The sequence below is a fragment of the Pantoea sp. X-Soil-ISGK-285 genome, assembly GCF_059730815.1.
The window spans coordinates 290,882-310,644 of record NZ_AP035938.1 but is presented as its reverse complement, the minus strand read 5'-3'; the positions used below and the strand labels follow the sequence as shown (position 1 = coordinate 310,644).

Sequence of the window (19,763 nt, the reverse complement as noted above, 5' to 3'; positions counted from 1 at the left end):
GTTCCGTGCTCAGTGTCGCTGCGCAAAAGAGGCAGCGACAAAATTAGGGCAGACAGAATAGCATCAGAGAAGGCGAATGCACGCTGGCAGAAGAATCAGAGCCACTCGCCGTTGCGCACCACGCCAACAGCCAGACCTTCTATGGTCAGTGACTGCGCACGGGTATCGACGACAATCGGGTCAAAATCGCTGTTTTCCGGCAGCAGATGCACGATAGCACCCTGCTTTTTCCAGCGCTTAACGGTGACTTCATCATCAATGCGGGCAACCACAACCTGGCCGTTACGCACATCCTGGGTTTTATGCACCGCGAGCAGGTCGCCATCCATAATCCCGATATCTTTCATCGACATTCCGCTGACGCGCAGCAGGAAGTCAGCAGACGGCTTAAACAGGCCCGGATCGACCTTGTAGTGGGTTTCGATATGTTCCTGCGCCATGATCGGCTCACCGGCAGCAACCCGGCCAATCAGCGGTAGCCCTTCTGAGGCTTCTTCTTCCATTAACAGTCGAATGCCGCGCGATGCACCGGAAACGATCTCGATGACGCCTTTGCGCGCCAGCGCTTTCAGATGCTCTTCTGCCGCGTTCGGCGAACGGAAGCCCAGCTGCGCGGCGATTTCGGCACGCGTAGGCGGCATGCCCGTTGAAGAAATATGGTCGCGAATCAGGTCATAGACCTGCTGCTGCCTGCTGGTTAATGCTTTCATCCCGCCCCCTGGTTGTTTATACAGTCGCTGTGAGTATATACAGGTATTGGTGAAATGGAAACCGATTGTCAGGGAAAACGCGCCCTCAGACGCGTTATGGAAGGCTTATCGCAAATGTGTCCAGAGCAGCGCGATCCAGACGAAGAGTGCCAGTAATATGCTGATCAGCACCGCCGCCGAGCCCATGTCTTTTGCCCGGCCCGCCAGCGGATGATGCTCCTGACCGATGCGGTCGACCACCGCTTCAATGGCGCTATTGAGGATTTCAACAATGACCACCAGCACCACCGCACCAATCATGAGGATGCGGGAGACCACATCGACATCCAGCCAGCACGCGATAACAATAGCGGCCAGCGCAGCCAGCGCTTCCTGCCGAAACGCCGCTTCATGTTGCCAGGCGGCACGAAGCCCCTGCCATGAGTAACCTGCAGCTTTTACTATTCTGATAAGTCCGGTGGCATTATTTGCCATGATGTGGGAACCCTTTCATCGGATTGACGTCAATGTCTGGGCTGCGTGCAATTGGCACCACCACAGATCTTCGCTGCGCTTTCTGGTATGCTTGCGGCGCTTTGCTAACAAGAGGCTTCATGTTGTCTATGTCAGGTTGGCGTAAACTCTATTACAAACTGCTTAATTTACCACTGTCGTTTTTGGTAAAAAGTAAGGCCATTCCGGCCGATCCCGTGTCTGAACATGGTCTGGATCCGACCCGACCTATTATGTATGTTTTGCCTTACGATTCGAAGGCCGACTTACTGACTTTACGTGCACAGTGTCTGCGGCATCACCTGCCCGACCCGCTCACTCCGCTGGAGATTGATGGTTCTCTGCTGCCGCGCCACGTCTTTATCCACAATGGCCCACGCGTCTTCCCCTATTTTGTGCCCAGCGTTGAATCTGTGAAAATCTTTCACGATTACCTGGACCTGCATCGCAATAACCCTAAGCTGGATATTCAGATGCTGCCGGTCACGGTGATGTTTGGCCGCGCACCAGGACGTGAAGTCCAGGGCGAAGCAACGCCACACCTGCGGGTGCTGAACGGGGTGCAGAAGTTCTTTGCCGTTATCTGGCACGGGCGCGACAGTTTTGTCCGCTTCTCGCCGACAGTGTCGCTGCGCCGCATGGCAACTGAACACGGTACGGATCAGTCGATCGCCCAGAAGCTGGCTCGCGTGGCGCGCATTCATTTTGCCCGCCAGCGGCTGGCGGCGATTGGCCCGCGCTTGCCGGCGCGTCAGGATCTGTTTACTCGTCTGCTGCAATCCAAAGCGATTGAAAAAGCAGTAGAAGATGAAGCTCGCAGCAAAAAAATCTCCCATGAGAAAGCGCAGCAGAACGCCGTCGAAATGATGGAGGAGATTGCGGCAAACTTCTCCTATGAAGCCATCCGCGTAACTGACCGCGTGATGGGCTGGCTCTGGAGTCGGCTCTATCAGGGCATCAACGTCAATGGCGGCGAAAAAGTCCGCCAGCTGGCGCAGGATGGCCACGAGATTGTCTATGTGCCGTGCCATCGCAGCCACATGGATTATCTGCTGCTCTCCTATGTGCTCTATCATCAGGGTCTGGTGCCGCCGCACATCGCAGCCGGTATCAATCTCAACTTCTGGCCAGCCGGCCCGATTTTCCGTCGCCTGGGCGCTTTCTTTATTCGTCGTACCTTTAAAGGCAACAAGCTCTACGCCACGGTATTCCGCGAATATCTCGGCGAGCTATTCACCCGCGGCTATTCGGTTGAGTACTTTGTCGAAGGAGGCCGTTCACGAACCGGTCGCCTGCTGGACCCTAAAACCGGCACCTTAGCCATGACGCTGCAGGCGATGCTGCGCGGCGGAAATCGCCCGATCACGCTGGTGCCGATCTATATCGGCTATGAGCACGTGATGGAAGTGGGCACTTACGCTAAAGAACTGCGCGGCGCGGCGAAAGAGAAAGAGGGCTTCATGCAGATGGTGCGCGGCTTACGCAAGCTGCGCAATCTCGGTCAGGGTTACGTGAACTTTGGCGAACCCCTGCCGCTGGTCAACTATCTCAACAAGCGGGTGCCGGAATGGCGCGATGCCATCGATCCGATTGAGCCGCAGCGTCCCAGCTGGTTAACACCAACCGTCAACGATATTGCTGCCAGCCTGATGGTGCGTATCAATGAAGCGGGCGCGGCTAACGCCATGAACCTCTGTGTCACCGCCCTGCTGGCGTCACGTCAGCGCTCACTAACCCGTGAACAGCTGATTGAACAACTGGAGTGCTATACCCAGTTGCTGCGCAACGTGCCTTACTCGCCAAATGCGACCGTACCCGATCTTTCAGCGGAAGCGCTGCTGGATCACGCCATGGGTATGAATAAGTTTGAGAGTGAAAAGGACAGCATTGGCGACATCATCATTCTGCCGCGTGAGCAGGCGGTGCTGATGACCTACTATCGCAACAATATTCATCACATGCTGGTGATGCCGTCGCTGATTGCCGCTATTGTTCAGCAGCATCAGACACTGAGCGAAGCAGAACTGCTGCGTCAGGTGAGCCTGATCTACCCGATGCTGAAGAGTGAGCTGTTCCTGCGCTGGCAGACCGATGAGCTGCCACAACTGCTGACCGAACTGAGTCAGGAGCTGGCGCGTCAGGGCCTGATTACGCTCGAAGCTGGCGAATTGCGCTTTTCCTCAGCGCGCTATCGCACGCTGCAACTGCTGGCCGCCGGTGTGCGTGAAACGCTGCAGCGTTATGCCATTACGTTCTCCATTCTCAGCGCCAAGCCGACGATTAACCGCGGCACGCTGGAGAAAGAGAGCCGGACGCTGGCACAGCGTCTGTCGGTGCTGCACGGTATCAATGCCCCGGAATTCTTCGACAAAGCGGTCTTTACCTCACTGGTCCTGACCCTGCGCGATGAAGGTTATATCAGCGACAGCGGTGATGCCGATGTTGCGCAGACCCTGGCGACCTGGCATATGCTGGCAGACCTGGTCACCAGCGATGTCCGCATGACGATTGAAACCGCTGTGGCGCACGACTGACCCCAGCGCGCATAGTAAAAAGGCGACCTCATGAGGTCGCCTTTTTTGTGCCTGAATCCCCTGTCAGAACAGCTGGCTGAACGGCGGGGTATTCATCAGTACACCGAGGAACAGCACCATCCCAACATAGTTATTATTGAGAAAAGCCTGGAAACAGGGTTGCCGCTCGCGTCCGGCGATCAGCTTCTGTTGATAAACAAACAGCGCGGCGGCCAGTAATAGCGTCCAGTAGAAGGCGCTGTTCAGATGTAGCATGAGGCCAACCAGCGCCATCAGCAACAGCGTCGCCAGTTGCAGCAGACCAATGATTAGCTTGTCGAAACGGCCAAAGAGAATCGCGGTCGACTTCACGCCAATCTTCAGGTCATCATCCCGATCCACCATCGCATACTGAGTGTCATAGGCGACCGTCCAGCAGATGTTGGCGATGAATACCAGCCAGCAGACCAGAGGTAAGGACTCACTAACTGCGGACCATGCCATGGGAATGGCCCAGCCAAAGGCGGCACCCAGCACTACCTGCGGCAGGTGGGTATAGCGCTTCATAAAGGGATAGACCCAGGCCAGCGCCAGCCCTACCACGGAGAGCATAATCGTCATCATGTTCATAGTCAGCACCAGCGCAAAAGCCGCCAGAGCCAGTATCACGAACAGCAGCTTAGCCTCTTTTGCACTCACCGCGCCGCTGGCCAGTGGCCGATGTTTCGTGCGTTCGACATGACCGTCTACTTTGCGATCGGCATAGTCATTGATCACACAACCGGCTGCACGCATCACGATGACACCGGCAACAAACACCGCCAGCACCGGCAGCGGCGGGATCGCCATGTCAGCCAGCCATAATGCCCAGAGCGTTGGCCACATCAGCAGCAGCGTACCGATCGGCTTATCGATACGCATCAGGCGCGTGTAGGCCCGCCATTTATTTATACTTAAGCTATTTTGCACCACAGGATCCTCAGACCAGATCGCGATAGAGCGGCGATGCCGGTAAAAATAGTTCAGTCAGCAGCAGCGGTTTGCCGGAGAGACGCAGGCGTGAACGTCGTCCCCACAATCCCTCCACCTGCCCCGGCTCAATAAAATCGCGGGTCAGCGTTGAAGAGGAGAAGAGATAGCGACCCAGCGGCCGGGTGCCCAGCTGCTGCAGCATCGCTTCTGGCCCGTTAAGGGTGCTTTCCGGCACCAGCGTACGGCCAGCCAGCCAGGGCTGATCGTCGCCGAACAGCAACACTTCACGCAGCCAGAAGCGTTGATCGTCTGGCAACAAGCCCTTTTCATCACCCAACTCGCTGGCGTCGATAAAGCCTTCACGCAGCGGCTGAACCGTGACCCGCTGACAATGTTGTTCAAAACGGCGCGTCATTGAATCCTCCTCCATCAGCCAGTCGAGCAATGGCGGCGCAAGCGTTGCCTGCGACGGAGAAAGCCAGTTGAGCGCACGTAATAAGCTGAGCGCGTCTTGCGACATAGCACCACTCCCAATAATTTTCAGGACGCTAGTTTAGCGCAGAGACGCGATGCGAACACCTGCCGTCATGACAGACGGCAGGGAGATTACTCGCGTTTCAGGCGGTTGCTGTTTGCCAGCCACAGAGTGATTACCAGAATCAGAATCGCCGCAGAGTAACAGAGCGTATCGAAGGGATTTTTATGGTCGACGATAATCAGGCGGATAATTGCCGTGATACCGATATAGACAAAATAGCGCAGCGGAAAGTGATATCCCGACTGAAAGTACTTAACAATCAACGCAATAAATTCGAAGTAGAGGAAATAAATGACAATCCCCTCAATCAACAGATAGGAGGATGACTGCTCGCTGGTGTTAAACAGCACGTTTGCCAGATGGATAGTTTCTTTGCCTAAAAAGACGATCAGGATGATCGCCAGACTCAGCAGACCCAGATTCAGCACCCATTGCAGTACCGTTGCAAGGTGGCGGGCCAAAGGATTTTTGTCACTCATGTTGCGCCTTAAAAAAGGAGTTGTTAGCGCGCGGTATCATGCGCGAGTGTGACGCAAATCACAATAACTCCTCAGGCCTCCACATCAACACAGAGCGCATCGTAACGCCAGTATTCACAGTCGCAATCAATCACCTCTTTTTGCTGGTTGCGATTGATGCGGGTGATCAACAAACCGGGGCTGCCCGGTGCCACATTCAGCATGGGTGCGGCGACCTCCGGCAGCGGGCCGGGCAGGATGGTGAAGCGCGCGCCGCCGTAACGAATGCCGTAGCGCTGGTCATAGAGATCGGTCAGTGAGCGGGTCAAATCTTCATCAAGCAGACCAGGGAAAAAACGCGGATTGAGGTAGTGTTCAACATAGAGCACCGCACGCCCGTCGATGCGCCGCAAACGGCGGATGCAGTACACCGCCGAACCGGATGCCAGCCGCAGCGCCGTCGCCACGCTGTCGTGCGCCGCGACCTGTTCGGCGGCGATGACCTCGGTGGCCGCCTGCCGTCCCTGCTCCATTGCCATGGCATGAAAGTGGCTGTGATGCAGCGGGTTATAGATCAGCCGCGGCGGTGCGATAAACCAGCCGCGACGCAGTTCCCGGTAGATCATTCCCTGGGCTTCCAGCTTGCCCAGTGCTTCCCGCAGGGTAATCCGGGTCGTGCTGAACGCTTCGCTTAAGGCACGCTCCGCCGGCAGTCGCCCGGCGCTGAACTCTCCGGCCTGAATACGCGTCAGCAGGACGCTGGCGATCGCATCCGCCGTTTTGAGTGCTATCGACTCCACAACAGTAGCCTCATTTTGGTGCGACTCCGCACTCTTACTGTTCAGGTAAACGCGCCTGTGACAGGCGAACGGGTCACATCTTTCATCGCCCATCCCCCGCACAGCGCCGCCCTGTCATAAATCGTTCATATACAGGGGCTACATTGGCTCGGTTCTTGCTGGACTAGACCAGCCAGGCCCATCAACTTACACCCGGAGCAACTGAGATGAAAGCGTTTATCGCCTCTGTAGTAGCCAGTGCTGTAGTGCTCACCCTGCCCGTTGCGCAGGCCGCCGATAACGACCTTGCCGCACTGGAAAAAGCGGCACGCAGTGAAGGCCAGGTCAACAGCGTCGGGATGCCGGATAGCTGGGCTAACTGGAAAGATACCTGGAACGACATCAGCAGCAAATATGGCCTTAAGCACAGCGATACCGATATGTCATCGGCGCAGGAGCTGGCGAAATTCGATGCAGAAAAAGAGAACGCCAGCGCTGACATCGGTGACGTGGGTGCCGCCTTTGGCCCGATCGCTGTCGCTAAAGGTGTGACCCAGCCCTATAAACCCACTCACTGGGATCAGATTCCGGCCTGGGCTAAAGATAAAGATGGCCACTGGGCGCTGGCCTATACCGGCACCATCGCCTTTCTGATCGACAAGCAGCAGGTTAAAGATATCCCCCATAGCTGGGCCGATCTGAAAAAAGGTAAGTATGTGGTTACTATCGGTGACGTCGGCGTGGCAGCTCAGGCGGCTAACGGCGTACTGGCGGCAAACTACGCCTTAGGTGGCGATGAGAAGAACCTGAAACCGGCGCTGGCTTTCTTTGCCGATCTGGCTAAACAGGGTCGTCTTGGCGTTACCGATCCGGTGATTGCCAATATCGAAAAAGGCGAAGTGCAGATGGCGGTGGTGTGGGACTTTAACGCCCTTAACTACCGGGACCAGATCGACAAAAACCGCTACGAAGTGGTTATCCCGTCTGATGGCTCCGTGACCTCCGGCTACACCACCGTCATCAACAAATATGCGAAACACCCTAACGCCGCAAAACTGACGCGCGAATATATCTTCTCAGACCAGGGACAGATCAATCTGGCGAAAGGCTATGCCCGTCCTATCCGTGCTGAACATCTGACGCTGCCAGCGGACGTTCAGGCTCGCCTGCTGCCGCAATCTGAATATAAAAATGCCCGTCCGGTGAAGGATCAGGCTGCCTGGGATAAATCGTCGAAAATGCTGCCGCGCCTGTGGCAGGAAAACGTCATCATCAACATGCAGCAGTAATTCGCGGCAGGGAGAACGGAATGAAGACCATCCTGGTAGTGCTGGACGGCCTGAGCAATCAGGTCGCACAACATGCAATGGGTTACCTGCATGCCGAATGTTCGCAGGGCAACGGGTTTTATTACCGTATGACCTGTGAATTACCCTCGCTGTCACGCCCGCTTTATGAGTGCATTCTGACCGGTGTTCCGCCGGTCAGAAGCGGCATTATTCATAATGGCGTCAGTCGGTTAAGCCGCGAGCGTAGCATCTTTCACTTTGCGCGATCGGCGGGACTGACGACTGCGGCGGCGGCCTACCACTGGGTGAGTGAGCTTTATAACCAAACGCCGTTCGTTCCGGCGCGCGATCGTCACACTGACGCGCCGGACCTGCCCATTCAGTATGGCCATTTTTATTCTGACGATAGCTATCCCGACTCGCATCTGTTTGAAGATGCAGAGAGCCTGCGGCTGCGTCACGATCCCGATTTTCTGCTAATCCACCCGATGAATATCGACGATGCCGGTCATAAATCGGGCCTCTCTTCGCCACAGTACCGCAACCGGGCACGCATCGCCGACGGCCTGCTGTCGCAGTGGATGCCCTTGTGGCTGGCTGAGGGCTATCAGGTGATGGTGACCGCCGATCACGGCATGAATGACGATCGCTCCCACGGCGGCATTCTGCCGGAAGAGACCACGGTGCCGCTGTTTGTCTTTGGCCGGGCTTTCTCGCTGCAGCCTGACCTGGCACCGCAGCAGACCGATCTGTGCGGCACGCTGTGTGAACTGCTTGAGGTGGCGCATGACAAGCCGGTCTGTCGCGGCCTGCTGGCGGAGTCGAAGAGATGAGAGGAAAAGGAGTCGCGCTGCTGCTGCTGTTACCGTTCACCCTGTTCTGGGTCGCCTTTCAGCTGGCACCGCTGTTGTGGATCGCCATTAACAGCTTCTGGAGTGAGATGAACAGCCAGTGGGGCTGGGATAACTATCAGGACATTCTCACCTCGCCCTTCTACCAGCAGGCGTTTCGTTTTTCGCTGGATATCTCACTCTGGTCAAGCGTCTACGGCTTACTGATTGCACTGGTCACCGGCTATTCACTGCATCAGCTCGGCGGCGGGCGACTGCAGCGCTTTCTCATCGCTTTTACCAATATGACCAGCAACTTTGCGGGTGTCCCGCTGGCGTTTGCCTTTGTGATTCTGCTGGGGCTGAACGGCTGCCTGACATTGCTGTTGCGCCATTTTGGTCTGGTTGAGAGCTTCAGACTCTTCTCGCGCAACGGCATGGTGCTGGTCTACACCTGGTTCCAGATCCCGCTGGGCGTGCTGCTGCTCTACCCGGCGTTCGACGGGCTGAAAAAAGAGTGGCAGGAGTCCGCTGCGCTGCTGGGTGCCAGCCGCTGGCACTACTGGTGGCACATCGGCCTGCCGATTCTGTTTCCGGCGCTGCTCGGGACCTTTGTGATCCTGCTGGCGAATGCGCTGGGCGCTTACGCCACGATTTATGCCCTGACCACGGGTAATTTCAACGTGGTGCCGGTGCGCATTGCCGCGCTGGTCTCCGGCGATATCTCGCTGGATCCCAACACCGGTAGTGCGCTGGCGATGCTGCTGGTGGCGATTATGGCGCTGATCACCCTGGTGCAGCAATATCTGGTGCGCCGTAGCTATCTCAATGCGAAACAGCCATGAAAGGAGCCGCCATGTCACGTGCTGAGCACCTCTATCACCGGATAATGGTCGGGTTACTCTTTACCCTGCTGGCACTGCCTTTACTGGCCACACTGCTTTATGCACTGTCGTCCGACTGGAGTAACACCATTCTGCCACAGGGCTATAGCCTGAAGTGGTTCATCCAGCTCTGGAGCGACCCGCGATTTCTGACGGCGCTGAGCCATTCGCTGCTGATTTGCCTGGGTGCGCTTATGTTCTCGCTGGTGCTGGTGCTGCCTGCCATGTTTGTAATCGCTTACTATTTTCCTCGACTGGATGCGGTGATGAACGTCCTGATCCTGATGCCTTTCGCCGTGCCGCCGGTGGTGTCGTCAGTGGGATTACTGCAACTCTACTCTTCGTCACCGCTGATGCTGACCGGCACGCCGTGGATCTTAATCGGCTGTTATTTCACTATCGCGTTGCCCTTTATCTACCGGGCACTGGCGAACAATATGCAGGCGATCAACCTCAAAGAGCTGATTGATGCCGCGCAGTTGCTGGGTGCCAGCACCTGGCAGGCGGCGCTGTGGGTCGTGCTGCCCAACCTGCGCAAAGGGATGCTGATTGCCGTGCTGCTCTCTTTCTCCTTCCTGATTGGCGAATTTGTCTTCGCTAACCTGCTGGTCGGCAACCGCTATGAAACCCTGCAGGTTTACCTCTTCAACATGCGTAACGGCAGCGGTCACTTCACCAGCGCGCTGGTGATCTCCTACTTCTTTGTGGTGCTGCTGGTTACCTGGCTGGCCAACGCCCTGAATCCCGAACGAGGCTGAATATGAGTTACCTTGAGGTCAGAGAGCTGAACAAGTCCTATGGACCCACGCCCATTTTTGAGCAGATCGATTTCAGCGCCGCTGAAGGGGAATTTGTCACCCTGCTCGGCCCCAGCGGCTGCGGTAAATCGACGCTGCTGCGTTGTCTGGCGGGATTAACCGGCGTCGACAGCGGTGAAATCAGGCTGGAGGGCAAAGATATCGTGCCGCTGGCCCCGCAGAAGCGCGCCATCGGTATGGTGTTTCAGAGCTATGCGCTGTTTCCCAACATGACGGTAGAGAAGAACGTCGCATTTGGCCTGAAGATGCAGAAACTGCCCGAAGCGCAGATTCGCCAGCGGGTGCTGGAGGTGCTGGAGCTGGTTGAACTCAATGATTATGCACGCCGTTATCCGCACCAGTTGTCAGGCGGGCAGTGTCAGCGCGTGGCACTGGCACGTTCGCTGGTGACGCGTCCGCGTCTGCTGCTGCTGGATGAACCGCTGTCGGCGCTGGATGCGCGTATTCGCCGCCATCTGCGCGATCAAATCCGGCGCATCCAGCGCGAGCTGAATCTCACCACCCTGTTCGTCACCCACGATCAGGAGGAGGCGCTGACGCTATCCGATCGTATCGTGCTGATGAACCGGGGCAAAATTGTGCAGAATGGCGATGCCGAAGCGCTCTATACCCAACCGGTCGATCTCTTCGCCGCCGGATTTATTGGCAACTACAACCTGCTGAGCGCTGAGCAGGCGACGCGACTGACCGGTCAGCCTTTCCACAGCCAGGTGGCCATTCGCCCGGAATCAATGCTGTTCACCGCGCCGGGCCAGGGCATTCCTGCGGAAATCCTCAGCCACAGCCTGCTGGGCAACGTGATCCGCTATCGTATCCGGGCGCATGATGTGGAACTTTCGGTTGATGTGCTTAACCGATCGGCGGCGGATTTGCATCCCGCTGGCAGGAAGATTGGTCTACAATTGGAGATGTCGACTTTGCGCCAGGTGGCTTAAAACACAGGAAAAAATCACGCATAGCACGGCAATCCCCTTCACAGATTGCTCTCTTCCGTCAGGCTGGCAGTCTGTGCTTTGAGCCTGACATTCGAGGAGCGACACCACGTGTTAACCCTGCTTAATTTACTCTCTGCGGTGGCCCTGCTGGTCTGGGGCACGCATATCGTACGAACCGGCATCATGCGGGTCTACGGTGCCGATCTGCGCCGCGTCCTGAGTCGCAGCATAGAAAAAAAACCGATGGCGTTTCTGGCGGGCATTGGCGTGACCACGCTGGTGCAGAGCAGCAACGCCACCACGCTGCTGGTGACCTCTTTTGTGGCGCAGAATCTGGTCAGCCTGACGCCCGCGCTGGTGGTGATTCTTGGCGCGGATGTCGGCACCGCGATTATGGCGCGTATCCTGACATTTGATCTCTCCTGGCTTTCACCGCTGTTTATCTTCTTTGGCGTGGTGTTCTTCCTCAGCCGCAAGCAGACCCGTGCGGGTCAGTTAGGCCGGGCCAGTATCGGCCTGGGCCTGATATTGCTGGCGCTGCAGCTGATTGTCGAAGCGGCTCGCCCGATTACCCAGGCCGCCGGTGTCCAGGTGCTTTTCTCCAGCCTGACCGGCGACGTGATGCTCGATGCGCTGCTGGGGGCGGTATTTGCCATCATCAGTTACTCCAGCCTGGCCGCGGTGCTGATCACCGCGACGCTCACCGCCACCGGCGTGATTTCGTTCAAGGTGGCGCTCTGTCTGGTGATTGGTGCCAATCTCGGTAGCGGCCTGCTGGCGATGATCAACGCCAGCGGCTCGAATGCCGCGGGCAAGCGCGTGGCGCTCGGCAGCCTGCTGTTCAAGCTGATCGGCTGTGTGTTCATCCTGCCGTTTGTCGATATTGTGGCGGAGTGGCTGGATAAGCTGCCGGTCAACGATGAAGAGTTAGTGATTTTCTTCCATGTGTTTTACAACCTGATCCGCTGCGTGGCGATGGTGCCGTTTGCTGACCTGATGGCGCGCCTCTGTCGCCGTATGATCGCCGACGACGTGGATAACGCGCTGCACCTCAAGCCGAAGCACCTCGATCGCAGCGCGCTGGATACGCCGGCGCTGGCGCTGGTGAATGCCGCCCGCGAAGCGTTGCGCATGGGTGACGTGCTGGAGCAGATGCTGGAGGCGTTTAATAAGGTGGTACATGGCGAATCCCGCGAGGAACGCACGGTGCGCAGGCTGGATGATGATGTCGATGTGCTCTATACCGCCATCAAACTCTATCTGGCGCGGATGCCAAAAGAGGACCTCCCCGAAGAGGACTCACGTCGCTGGGGCGAAATCATTGAAATGTCACTAAATCTGGAGCAGGCCGGGGACATCATTGAGCGGATGAGCGGCGATGTCGCTGACAAGTCACTGGCAGCGGGCCGCGCGTTCTCTGCCGAGGGATTAAAAGAGCTGCAGGAGCTGCATGAGCTGCTGATCGCTAACCTCAGAATGAGTCTGTCGGTGTTTCTGTCACAAGATATCACCAGCGCTAAACGTCTGCGTCGCGCTAAACATCGCTTCCGTCTGATGATCCGTCGCTACTCTCATGCGCATGTTGACCGCCTGCACCAGAAGAACGTGCAGAGTATTGAGACCAGTTCGCTGCATCTCGGTTTACTGGGCGACATGAAGCGCCTGAATTCACTGTTTTGTAGTGTGGCCTACACGGTGCTGGAACAGCCCGACGATGAACGTGACTATGAATAAAACTGAGCGGAGTGAATAACCTGCCGCGCCGGAGCGGCGATCGTCTGGCGCGGCAGCAGTGAGATGCGGCGCAGTGTAATAATGCGCCGCCACTGTTACTTCTTCTTAATCGGCTTTCCTGACCAGTAACCCGCCAGCAGTGAACCTGACAGGTTGTGCCACACCGAGAACAGCGCGCCTGGCAATGCCGCCAGCGGTGAGAAGTAGAGTTTGCCCAGCGTCGCCGCCAGACCGGAGTTTTGCATGCCGACCTCCAGCGCCAGGGTACGGCAGGTTGACTCATCGAAGCCAAACAGCTTACCGCCCCAGTAGCCGCCAAGCAGGCCAATCGCGTTATGCAGGATCACCGCCGCGATCACCATCAGACCCACCGATCCAATAAAGGCCTGACTGCCCGCCACCACCGCACTGATGATCAGCAGAATACAGACCATCGAAAACGCAGGCAGCCAGGGTTCCACCCGGCGAACCACGCTGTTCATGCTGTGATGGATGATCAGTCCCAGGGAGATGGGGATCACGACGATCTTCACGATGCTCAGCAGCATGCCAGCCACATCAACCTGAATGTGGGTATCAACATAAAAGCGGGTTAACAGCGGCGTGGCGAACACACCCACCAGCGCAGAGACTGACGAGATCGTCACCGACAGCGCCACATCCCCCTTCGCCAGATAGATCATGACGTTGCTGGCGGTGCCGCTGGCAACTGAGCCGACCAGAATCATACCGGCAGCCAGATCTGGCGGCATATGAAACAGTTTTGCCAGCCCCCAGGCGGCTAACGGCATCACCAGATAGTGCAGAAAGGTTCCGGCAATCACCGGCGCAGGTCGGGTCAGGACCCGTTTAAAATCGTCGATATTCAGGGTCACACCCATGCCGAACATAATCAGCATCAGCAGATAAGTGACCCAGGGTCCGATGCCGAGAAACGTACCTGGAGAGTAATAAGCGGCGACAGACAACAGCACGGCCCAGAGCGGGAACAGGCGGGTTAACGTGGCGAGCATAGCCAGACTTCCTTATAAGAATGTTATGTTTTATGCAGATTTGCCATAGAGAGTCATCATGCAGGAACGACTGCCGTGACGAAGGCGGGATCATAACATTTCATTATCATGGCGTAAGGCGAAGATGGGTCGAGGCGGGAAAATGCGGATCGACTGCTGCCGATCCGCTGCATATCGAAGAAATTACGCTGCTTTTTCCTCTAAACCGCGGTAGATCAAACCACCAATCACGGCACCGATAATCGGCATTAACCAGAACATCCACAGCTGAGAGATCGCCCAGTCACCCTGGAACAGGGCTGCCGCGGTGCTGCGTGCCGGGTTAACCGAGGTATTGGTTACCGGAATGCTGATCAGGTGGATCAGGGTTAACGCCAGGCCGATCGCAATAGGTGCAAAGCCTTTCGGCGCGCGTTCGCTGGTGGCACCCATAATCACAATCAGGAAGATAGCGGTCATCACCCCTTCGGCGATCATGCCTGCCTGCAGGCTGAAGCCGCCTGGCGAGTGTTCGCCGTAGCCATTCGCCGCAAAGCCGCTGGCCGCTGCACTGAAGTCGCCTTTACCGCTGGCGATCAGATAGAGCACCGCGCCAGCGGCAATGCCGCCTGCCAGTTGCGCGATGATGTAAGGAATGGCCTGAGACGCGGGAAAACGTCCGCCTGCCACTAATCCCAGGGTCACCGCCGGGTTAAAGTGCCCGCCTGAGATGTGACCGACCGCATACGCCATGACCAGCACGCTCAGCCCGAAAGCCAGCGCCACGCCCATGAAGCCAATGCCCAGCTCCGGGAACGCAGCTGACAGCACGGCACTTCCACAACCGCCGGCCACCAGCACGAAGGTACCCAGCGCCTCTGCGACTAACCTTTTCATGATATTTCCTAAATTTGGGTGAATTGATTCAGCGGCGGGATTATAAATCTGCGGAAAGGGAGCGCAATGCAGGTGCACGAAATGCGCAGAGAAAGGGGTTGCCATTTGGCAATAACAGAATGTAACTTTATGTATTAACAGGTTTTATCGGAAGTCGCGTGCCGGGGGAGTAATGAGGGAGATATGAACCATTTTTGCCGTTTTTCAGGCCGCGCTGACGCGGCCTGAATGGCAGAGAAGTTTACTCGAACAGATTACGATGCAGCGTACGTACCACGCTTTCCGCATCGTTGCCCGGTACCAGGAAGCAGAGGTTGTAGCTGCTGGCACCGTAGCAAATCATCCGCAGGTTGAACGGGTCGAGCACACCAAACACCTCTTTGCCGACGCCGCACGCTTTTGACAGCTGGTTACCGATAATCGCCACCAGCGCCAGATCTTCTTCCACTTCAACCCGGCACAGCGACGAGAGTTCAGTCAGTAAAGCCTGGGTCAGCAGGCTGGCACTGGTTGAGGTCGATCCGGTGGTGTCGAGCGTCAGCGCCACGCTCACTTCGGAGGTGGTGATCAGGTCAACCGAGACGTTATGACGCGCCAGAATATTGAAGAGTTCAGCAAGAAAACCAAACGTATGCAGCATGTTAAGGCTGTGCAGCGTTAACAGCGTCTGCTTACGGCGTAGCGCCAGCGCCCGAAACAGCGGCGGGTTGCGGGTTTCATTGCAGACGCGGGTCCCACCAGCTGCCGGATCCTTGCTGGAACCGACGAATACCGGAATACCCCGGCGTACAGCGGGAAGCAGCGTCGCCGGGTGCAGCACTTTCGCACCGAACGTCGCCATTTCAGCGGCTTCTTCAAAAGTAATTTCATCAATACGCTTCGCCGTCGGCACCACGCGCGGATCGGTGGTGTAGATGCCCGGCACATCCGTCCAGATATCCACACGCGCCGCATTCAGCGCTTCGCCCAGCAGCGCGGCGGTGTAATCACTGCCGCCGCGACCCAGGGTGGTGGTGCGCCCTTCGCTTTCACTGCCAATGAAACCCTGAGTAATGACTAATGCCTGCTCAATGCGCGGCTGTAACTGCGCCGTCGCCTGCTCCGCCAGCACCTGTACATCCGGTACTGCCCGGCCAAAATGATCGTCGGTACGCATTACCTTGCGGACATCGAACCACTCCGCATTAACCTGGCGTTCACGCAGAATTTCCACAAACAGCAGTGATGACATCAGCTCACCGTGGCTGACCAGTTCATCGGTCAGGGCATTCGAGGTGGCCAGTGAGGCGGCTTCGGAAAGCATGCTGATATTGTCGATCATCCGATCAATTTCATCGCGGATCACTTCCGGACGCTGCAGTCGATCAACAATGGCGTACTGGATACGGCGGATATCATCAAGCAGCACAGCGCGCTGGGGAGCCTGCTGGCCTTCAGCCAGCGCAACCAGCAGATTAGTAATGCCCGCCGAAGCAGAGAGCACCACCAGACGCGTGCTGGCGTCCTGCAACACCACATCGGCGCTGCGGTTCATCGCTTCAAAATCGGCTACGCTGGTGCCGCCGAATTTTGCCACTATCAGTGTTTGAGACATGTAGGACCTCGTGTCAGGTTATCTTGTTCTCGCCGATGAAAGGGTCGAGAAACATTCTTTCAGCCAGGCACAAGGAAAGAGCAGAAACGGGCGGACAAGATCGGATAGACGAGTCACCCAGAAGCGCCCCACCTTGCGAAACGTCGACTGCAGACGTTTCTGGTGACAACCCAGAGGATTCAGCCCCTGTAGCCGACAGGCAGCACACCGCGTGCTGACCCACCTCGGCGTCGCTCCCCATCATGTGTTTTCACCGGATACGGTTCCTCCAACACACTGCCTGGGCGACGCGCCTCTTCTGGCTTGCGCACAGGTGCGCAAGTAGGCGCATAGATCTAGCCTTTTCTGGACCTGCTGTCAATGTCAGCGATGCCCGGAGCGCCGCATCAGAAAACAAATGACTCTGCGTCGCAGCGGCTACAGTGCTTAATGGGTTCAGCCCATGCAGCAATCCCTGATACGGCACAACGTTTTGCGCAGACTTTCGCGTCACACTTTACCGCGCGTTGCCTCTGCGGTCCGCTGGCTGTTCGCGCCAGTGAATGCTGGCGATAAACAGCGGCGTTCAGATCGCCTGTCCGGCGCGCGCTGACAAAATTTTTCCTTTCAGTTACAACTGTGGTCATACTGAAACGCTAAACGGGCATGATGTGCCTCCGATGGAATGACGGTTCTTAATATCAACAAGAGTGTTGCCATGAAAAATATCAATCCGACACAAACCGCAGCCTGGAAAGCGCTGCAACAGCATTTTGAGCAGATGAAGTCGGTAGAAATTGCCGATCTGTTCGCCCAGGATGCCGATCGTTTTGCCAAATTCTCTGCCACCTTTGATGATCAGATGCTGGTGGATTTCTCCAAAAACCGCATCACCCAGGAAACCCTCGATAAGTTACAGGCGCTGGCCAAAGAGACCGACCTGAGCGGTGCCATTAAGTCTATGTTCTCGGGTGAGAAGATTAACCGCACCGAAGATCGTGCGGTGCTGCACGTCGCGCTGCGTAACCGGAGTAACACGCCGATTCTGGTGGATGGCAAAGATGTGATGCCAGAGGTCAACGCGGTGCTGGATAAGATGAAAGGCTTCTCTGAGCGCATCATCAGCGGCGAATGGAAAGGCTATACCGGTAAAGCGATCACCGACGTGGTGAATATCGGTATCGGCGGCTCTGACCTCGGCCCGTTTATGGTGACTGAAGCGCTGCGCCCGTACAAAAACCATCTGAACATGCATTTTGTCTCTAACGTTGACGGCACCCACATCGCCGAAACGCTGAAAGACCTCAGCCCGGAAACCACCCTGTTCCTGGTGGCATCGAAAACCTTCACCACCCAGGAAACCATGACCAACGCCCACAGCGCGCGCGACTGGTTCCTGAAAACGGCAGGCGACCAGCAGCACGTAGCGAAACACTTTGCTGCGCTGTCGACCAACGCCAAAGCGGTGGGCGAATTTGGTATCGACACCAACAACATGTTTGAATTCTGGGACTGGGTTGGCGGCCGCTATTCACTGTGGTCAGCGATCGGCCTGTCGATCATTCTCTCGATTGGTTTCGATAACTTCGAGCAGCTGCTGAGCGGCGCACATGCCATGGACCAGCACTTCGCCTCTGCGCCGGCTGAGCAGAACCTGCCGGTGCTGCTGGCACTGATTGGCATCTGGTACAACAATTTCTTTGGTGCTGAAACCGAAGCGATTCTGCCTTACGACCAGTACATGCACCGCTTTGCCGCCTATTTCCAGCAGGGCAATATGGAGTCAAACGGCAAGTATGTGGATCGTGCCGGTCATCCGGTGGACTACCAGACTGGCCCAATCATCTGGGGCGAACCTGGCACCAACGGTCAGCACGCGTTTTATCAGCTGATCCACCAGGGTACCAAGCTGGTTCCGTGCGACTTTATTGCGCCGGCCATTACCCATAATGCGCTCGCGGATCACCATCCGAAGCTGCTCTCTAACTTCTTTGCCCAGACTGAAGCGCTGGCGTTTGGTAAGTCACGCGACGTCGTAGAGAAAGAGTTTACCGATGCCGGTAAATCTGCAGAGTCTGTGGCCCATATCGTGCCGTTCAAGGTGTTTGAAGGTAACCGCCCGACTAACTCCATCCTGCTGCGTGAGATTACCCCTTACAGCCTGGGCGCGCTGATTGCCCTGTATGAGCACAAAATCTTCACTCAGGGTGCCATCCTGAATATCTTCACTTTCGATCAGTGGGGTGTGGAATTAGGTAAGCAGCTGGCGAACCGTATTCTGCCGGAACTGGAAAACGAGGACGAAGTTACCACTCACGACAGCTCCACTAATGCCTTAATTAACCGCTATAAATCCTGGCGTTAATCGGCGTTAATTTCATCGGGCGGCCACTTTGCCGCCCTTTTTTTGACTGTTTTTACATCTGAATGGGCTGTTTATATCGTTGGAGAGCATGGGTTGTCAGGGAAAAGTCTTAAAATAACCTAAGATAATTCTGAACATCGATGCGCTGAACGGGCCAGCATAAAGTATAAAATGGTCCTGAAATCGGGTAATCTCTATTGTTAGCTATTGATTCATAATCATATTCAGTTTCAGCAATCCTGAGTAAATTCTGATTATTCTTATTCCGTACCAGATATTAATAAAAAAGAACATTACGCTTTGCAATTGATTCGCCAGCAGCGAAATATCTGGCATCAGCCCGAAATATTCCGATATAAAAAGTAGTTATCCCCAATCCAGCTAATTAAATCACGCGCCCACCCCGCTATTCACCCTGGTTTTTCCGGTGCTGAACTCTGGTATTTTGTTGCCCTATACTGAACGCGCCCGCAATGGGACTGTCTGTCGATTTTGCCGCAGTCTGACTGCGTTGCAACCTCAGCGGACAGAGATCCTTCATTCACTCAATGCAGGAAACGCTGTTATGAAAAAAACTATGGTTGCCGGTGCAGCCTTGATCTTCGTTGCCGTCTCTTCCAGCGCATTTGCTGCGCCGGAAGAAGCTGGTACCGCAGCTGGCGCGCAGGCGGGAGCAATCTCTGCTGGCACGTCTACCGCTGTGGGTATCGGTGCACTTGGCGCGCTGGTCGGGCTCGGCATTGCCGCTTCTGGCGGTGGTGACGGTGCAAATACCGGTACAACAACCACGACCACGACGAGCACCACTCGTTGATGGATGCCCGACCCCCGTCTGATTGCTGATCTGCAGCAAACGGGCAGAGGCTGAACCACTGACTTCGGTGAGTGAGGACGCTGAGCCACGTAACCTGTATTTCTGCAGCCGGAACGGGACGGGCAGAGCACCTTTAAACATAACCACACGCCTGTGTGGTTATTTTTTAC

The 19,763-nt window shown here is 56.3% G+C and carries 18 protein-coding genes and 1 riboswitch; of the genes, 9 read left to right on the top strand and 9 right to left on the bottom strand.

The genetic code is table 11. The features are described from left to right. Nucleotides 1–95 precede the first annotated feature (95 nt). Both lexA and AC6I8B_RS01355 read right to left on the bottom strand, forming a co-directional pair. Nucleotides 96–710, bottom strand: coding sequence for a transcriptional repressor LexA (gene lexA / locus AC6I8B_RS01360; protein ID WP_010252231.1), 615 nt, complete (start codon nucleotides 708–710; stop codon nucleotides 96–98). A 105-nt stretch (nucleotides 711–815) separates the two neighbouring features. Then, entirely contained in the window at nucleotides 816–1,184 is a 369-nt protein-coding gene (locus tag AC6I8B_RS01355) for a diacylglycerol kinase (protein WP_010252234.1), read from the bottom strand. A gap of 128 nt (nucleotides 1,185–1,312) precedes the next feature. Here AC6I8B_RS01355 and plsB point away from each other — a divergent pair, with 128 nt between their 5' ends. After that, nucleotides 1,313–3,736, top strand: a complete 2,424-nt coding sequence (gene plsB, locus AC6I8B_RS01350; RefSeq protein ID WP_010252237.1) for a glycerol-3-phosphate 1-O-acyltransferase PlsB — start codon at nucleotides 1,313–1,315, stop codon at nucleotides 3,734–3,736. A 63-nt stretch (nucleotides 3,737–3,799) separates the two neighbouring features. Here the strand turns inward: plsB and ubiA are convergent, their stop codons facing one another. From ubiA to AC6I8B_RS01330, 4 genes are all read right to left on the bottom strand, one after another. Next, nucleotides 3,800–4,636: a 4-hydroxybenzoate octaprenyltransferase gene (gene ubiA / locus AC6I8B_RS01345; RefSeq protein ID WP_154209916.1), complete on the bottom strand. Its 837-nt coding sequence runs from the start codon at nucleotides 4,634–4,636 to the stop codon at nucleotides 3,800–3,802. Between the two features lie 58 nt (nucleotides 4,637–4,694). Beyond that, nucleotides 4,695–5,207, bottom strand: a complete 513-nt coding sequence (gene ubiC, locus AC6I8B_RS01340) for a chorismate lyase (protein ID WP_010252243.1) — start codon at nucleotides 5,205–5,207, stop codon at nucleotides 4,695–4,697. 86 nt (nucleotides 5,208–5,293) lie between these two features. Continuing rightward, a complete protein-coding gene (psiE, locus tag AC6I8B_RS01335; RefSeq protein WP_010252246.1) occupies nucleotides 5,294–5,704 on the bottom strand; it encodes a phosphate-starvation-inducible protein PsiE in 411 nt (136 codons plus the stop codon). Between the two features lie 71 nt (nucleotides 5,705–5,775). Beyond that, nucleotides 5,776–6,483: a UTRA domain-containing protein gene (locus AC6I8B_RS01330; protein ID WP_010672207.1), complete on the bottom strand. Its 708-nt coding sequence runs from the start codon at nucleotides 6,481–6,483 to the stop codon at nucleotides 5,776–5,778. Between the two features lie 206 nt (nucleotides 6,484–6,689). Between AC6I8B_RS01330 and AC6I8B_RS01325 the strand changes: the two genes are divergently transcribed. The 6 genes from AC6I8B_RS01325 (at nucleotide 6,690) to AC6I8B_RS01300 (ending at nucleotide 12,952) form a co-directional block, all read left to right on the top strand. Beyond that, nucleotides 6,690–7,751, top strand: coding sequence for an ABC transporter substrate-binding protein (locus AC6I8B_RS01325; RefSeq protein ID WP_010252250.1), 1,062 nt, complete (start codon nucleotides 6,690–6,692; stop codon nucleotides 7,749–7,751). A gap of 20 nt (nucleotides 7,752–7,771) precedes the next feature. Next, complete coding sequence (locus tag AC6I8B_RS01320) at nucleotides 7,772–8,584, top strand: alkaline phosphatase family protein (protein WP_157353527.1); 813 nt, start codon at nucleotides 7,772–7,774, stop codon at nucleotides 8,582–8,584. Beyond that, a complete protein-coding gene (locus tag AC6I8B_RS01315) occupies nucleotides 8,581–9,426 on the top strand; it encodes an ABC transporter permease (protein WP_157353530.1) in 846 nt (281 codons plus the stop codon). Before AC6I8B_RS01320 ends, AC6I8B_RS01315 begins: the two co-directional genes overlap by 4 nt. Before the next feature lie 11 nt (nucleotides 9,427–9,437). After that, nucleotides 9,438–10,223, top strand: a complete 786-nt coding sequence (locus tag AC6I8B_RS01310; protein ID WP_033769434.1) for an ABC transporter permease — start codon at nucleotides 9,438–9,440, stop codon at nucleotides 10,221–10,223. A 2-nt stretch (nucleotides 10,224–10,225) separates the two neighbouring features. Beyond that, nucleotides 10,226–11,218, top strand: a complete 993-nt coding sequence (locus tag AC6I8B_RS01305; protein WP_010252646.1) for an ABC transporter ATP-binding protein — start codon at nucleotides 10,226–10,228, stop codon at nucleotides 11,216–11,218. 108 nt (nucleotides 11,219–11,326) lie between these two features. Next, the gene (locus tag AC6I8B_RS01300; protein WP_497817558.1) at nucleotides 11,327–12,952 is read left to right on the top strand and encodes a Na/Pi cotransporter family protein; all 1,626 of its coding nucleotides are present in this window, start codon (nucleotides 11,327–11,329) and stop codon (nucleotides 12,950–12,952) included. A gap of 95 nt (nucleotides 12,953–13,047) precedes the next feature. Here the strand turns inward: AC6I8B_RS01300 and panS are convergent, their stop codons facing one another. The 3 genes from panS to lysC form a co-directional block, all read right to left on the bottom strand. After that, nucleotides 13,048–13,965, bottom strand: coding sequence for a ketopantoate/pantoate/pantothenate transporter PanS (gene panS / locus AC6I8B_RS01295; protein WP_010252655.1), 918 nt, complete (start codon nucleotides 13,963–13,965; stop codon nucleotides 13,048–13,050). Between the two features lie 183 nt (nucleotides 13,966–14,148). Then, a complete protein-coding gene (gene aqpZ / locus AC6I8B_RS01290) occupies nucleotides 14,149–14,844 on the bottom strand; it encodes an aquaporin Z (protein WP_304623069.1) in 696 nt (231 codons plus the stop codon). Between the two features lie 238 nt (nucleotides 14,845–15,082). Beyond that, a complete protein-coding gene (lysC, locus tag AC6I8B_RS01285; protein ID WP_022625207.1) occupies nucleotides 15,083–16,435 on the bottom strand; it encodes a lysine-sensitive aspartokinase 3 in 1,353 nt (450 codons plus the stop codon). A gap of 113 nt (nucleotides 16,436–16,548) precedes the next feature. Beyond that, nucleotides 16,549–16,741, bottom strand: a riboswitch (Lysine riboswitch). 391 nt (nucleotides 16,742–17,132) lie between these two features. Between lysC and pgi the strand changes: the two genes are divergently transcribed. Further along, nucleotides 17,133–18,779 (top strand): glucose-6-phosphate isomerase, encoded by a 1,647-nt coding sequence (gene pgi, locus AC6I8B_RS01280; protein WP_010672201.1) that lies wholly within the window; start codon nucleotides 17,133–17,135, stop codon nucleotides 18,777–18,779. 565 nt (nucleotides 18,780–19,344) lie between these two features. Continuing rightward, nucleotides 19,345–19,593: an exopolysaccharide production protein YjbE gene (gene yjbE, locus AC6I8B_RS01275; protein WP_010252668.1), complete on the top strand. Its 249-nt coding sequence runs from the start codon at nucleotides 19,345–19,347 to the stop codon at nucleotides 19,591–19,593. Nucleotides 19,594–19,763: the final 170 nt, after the last annotated feature.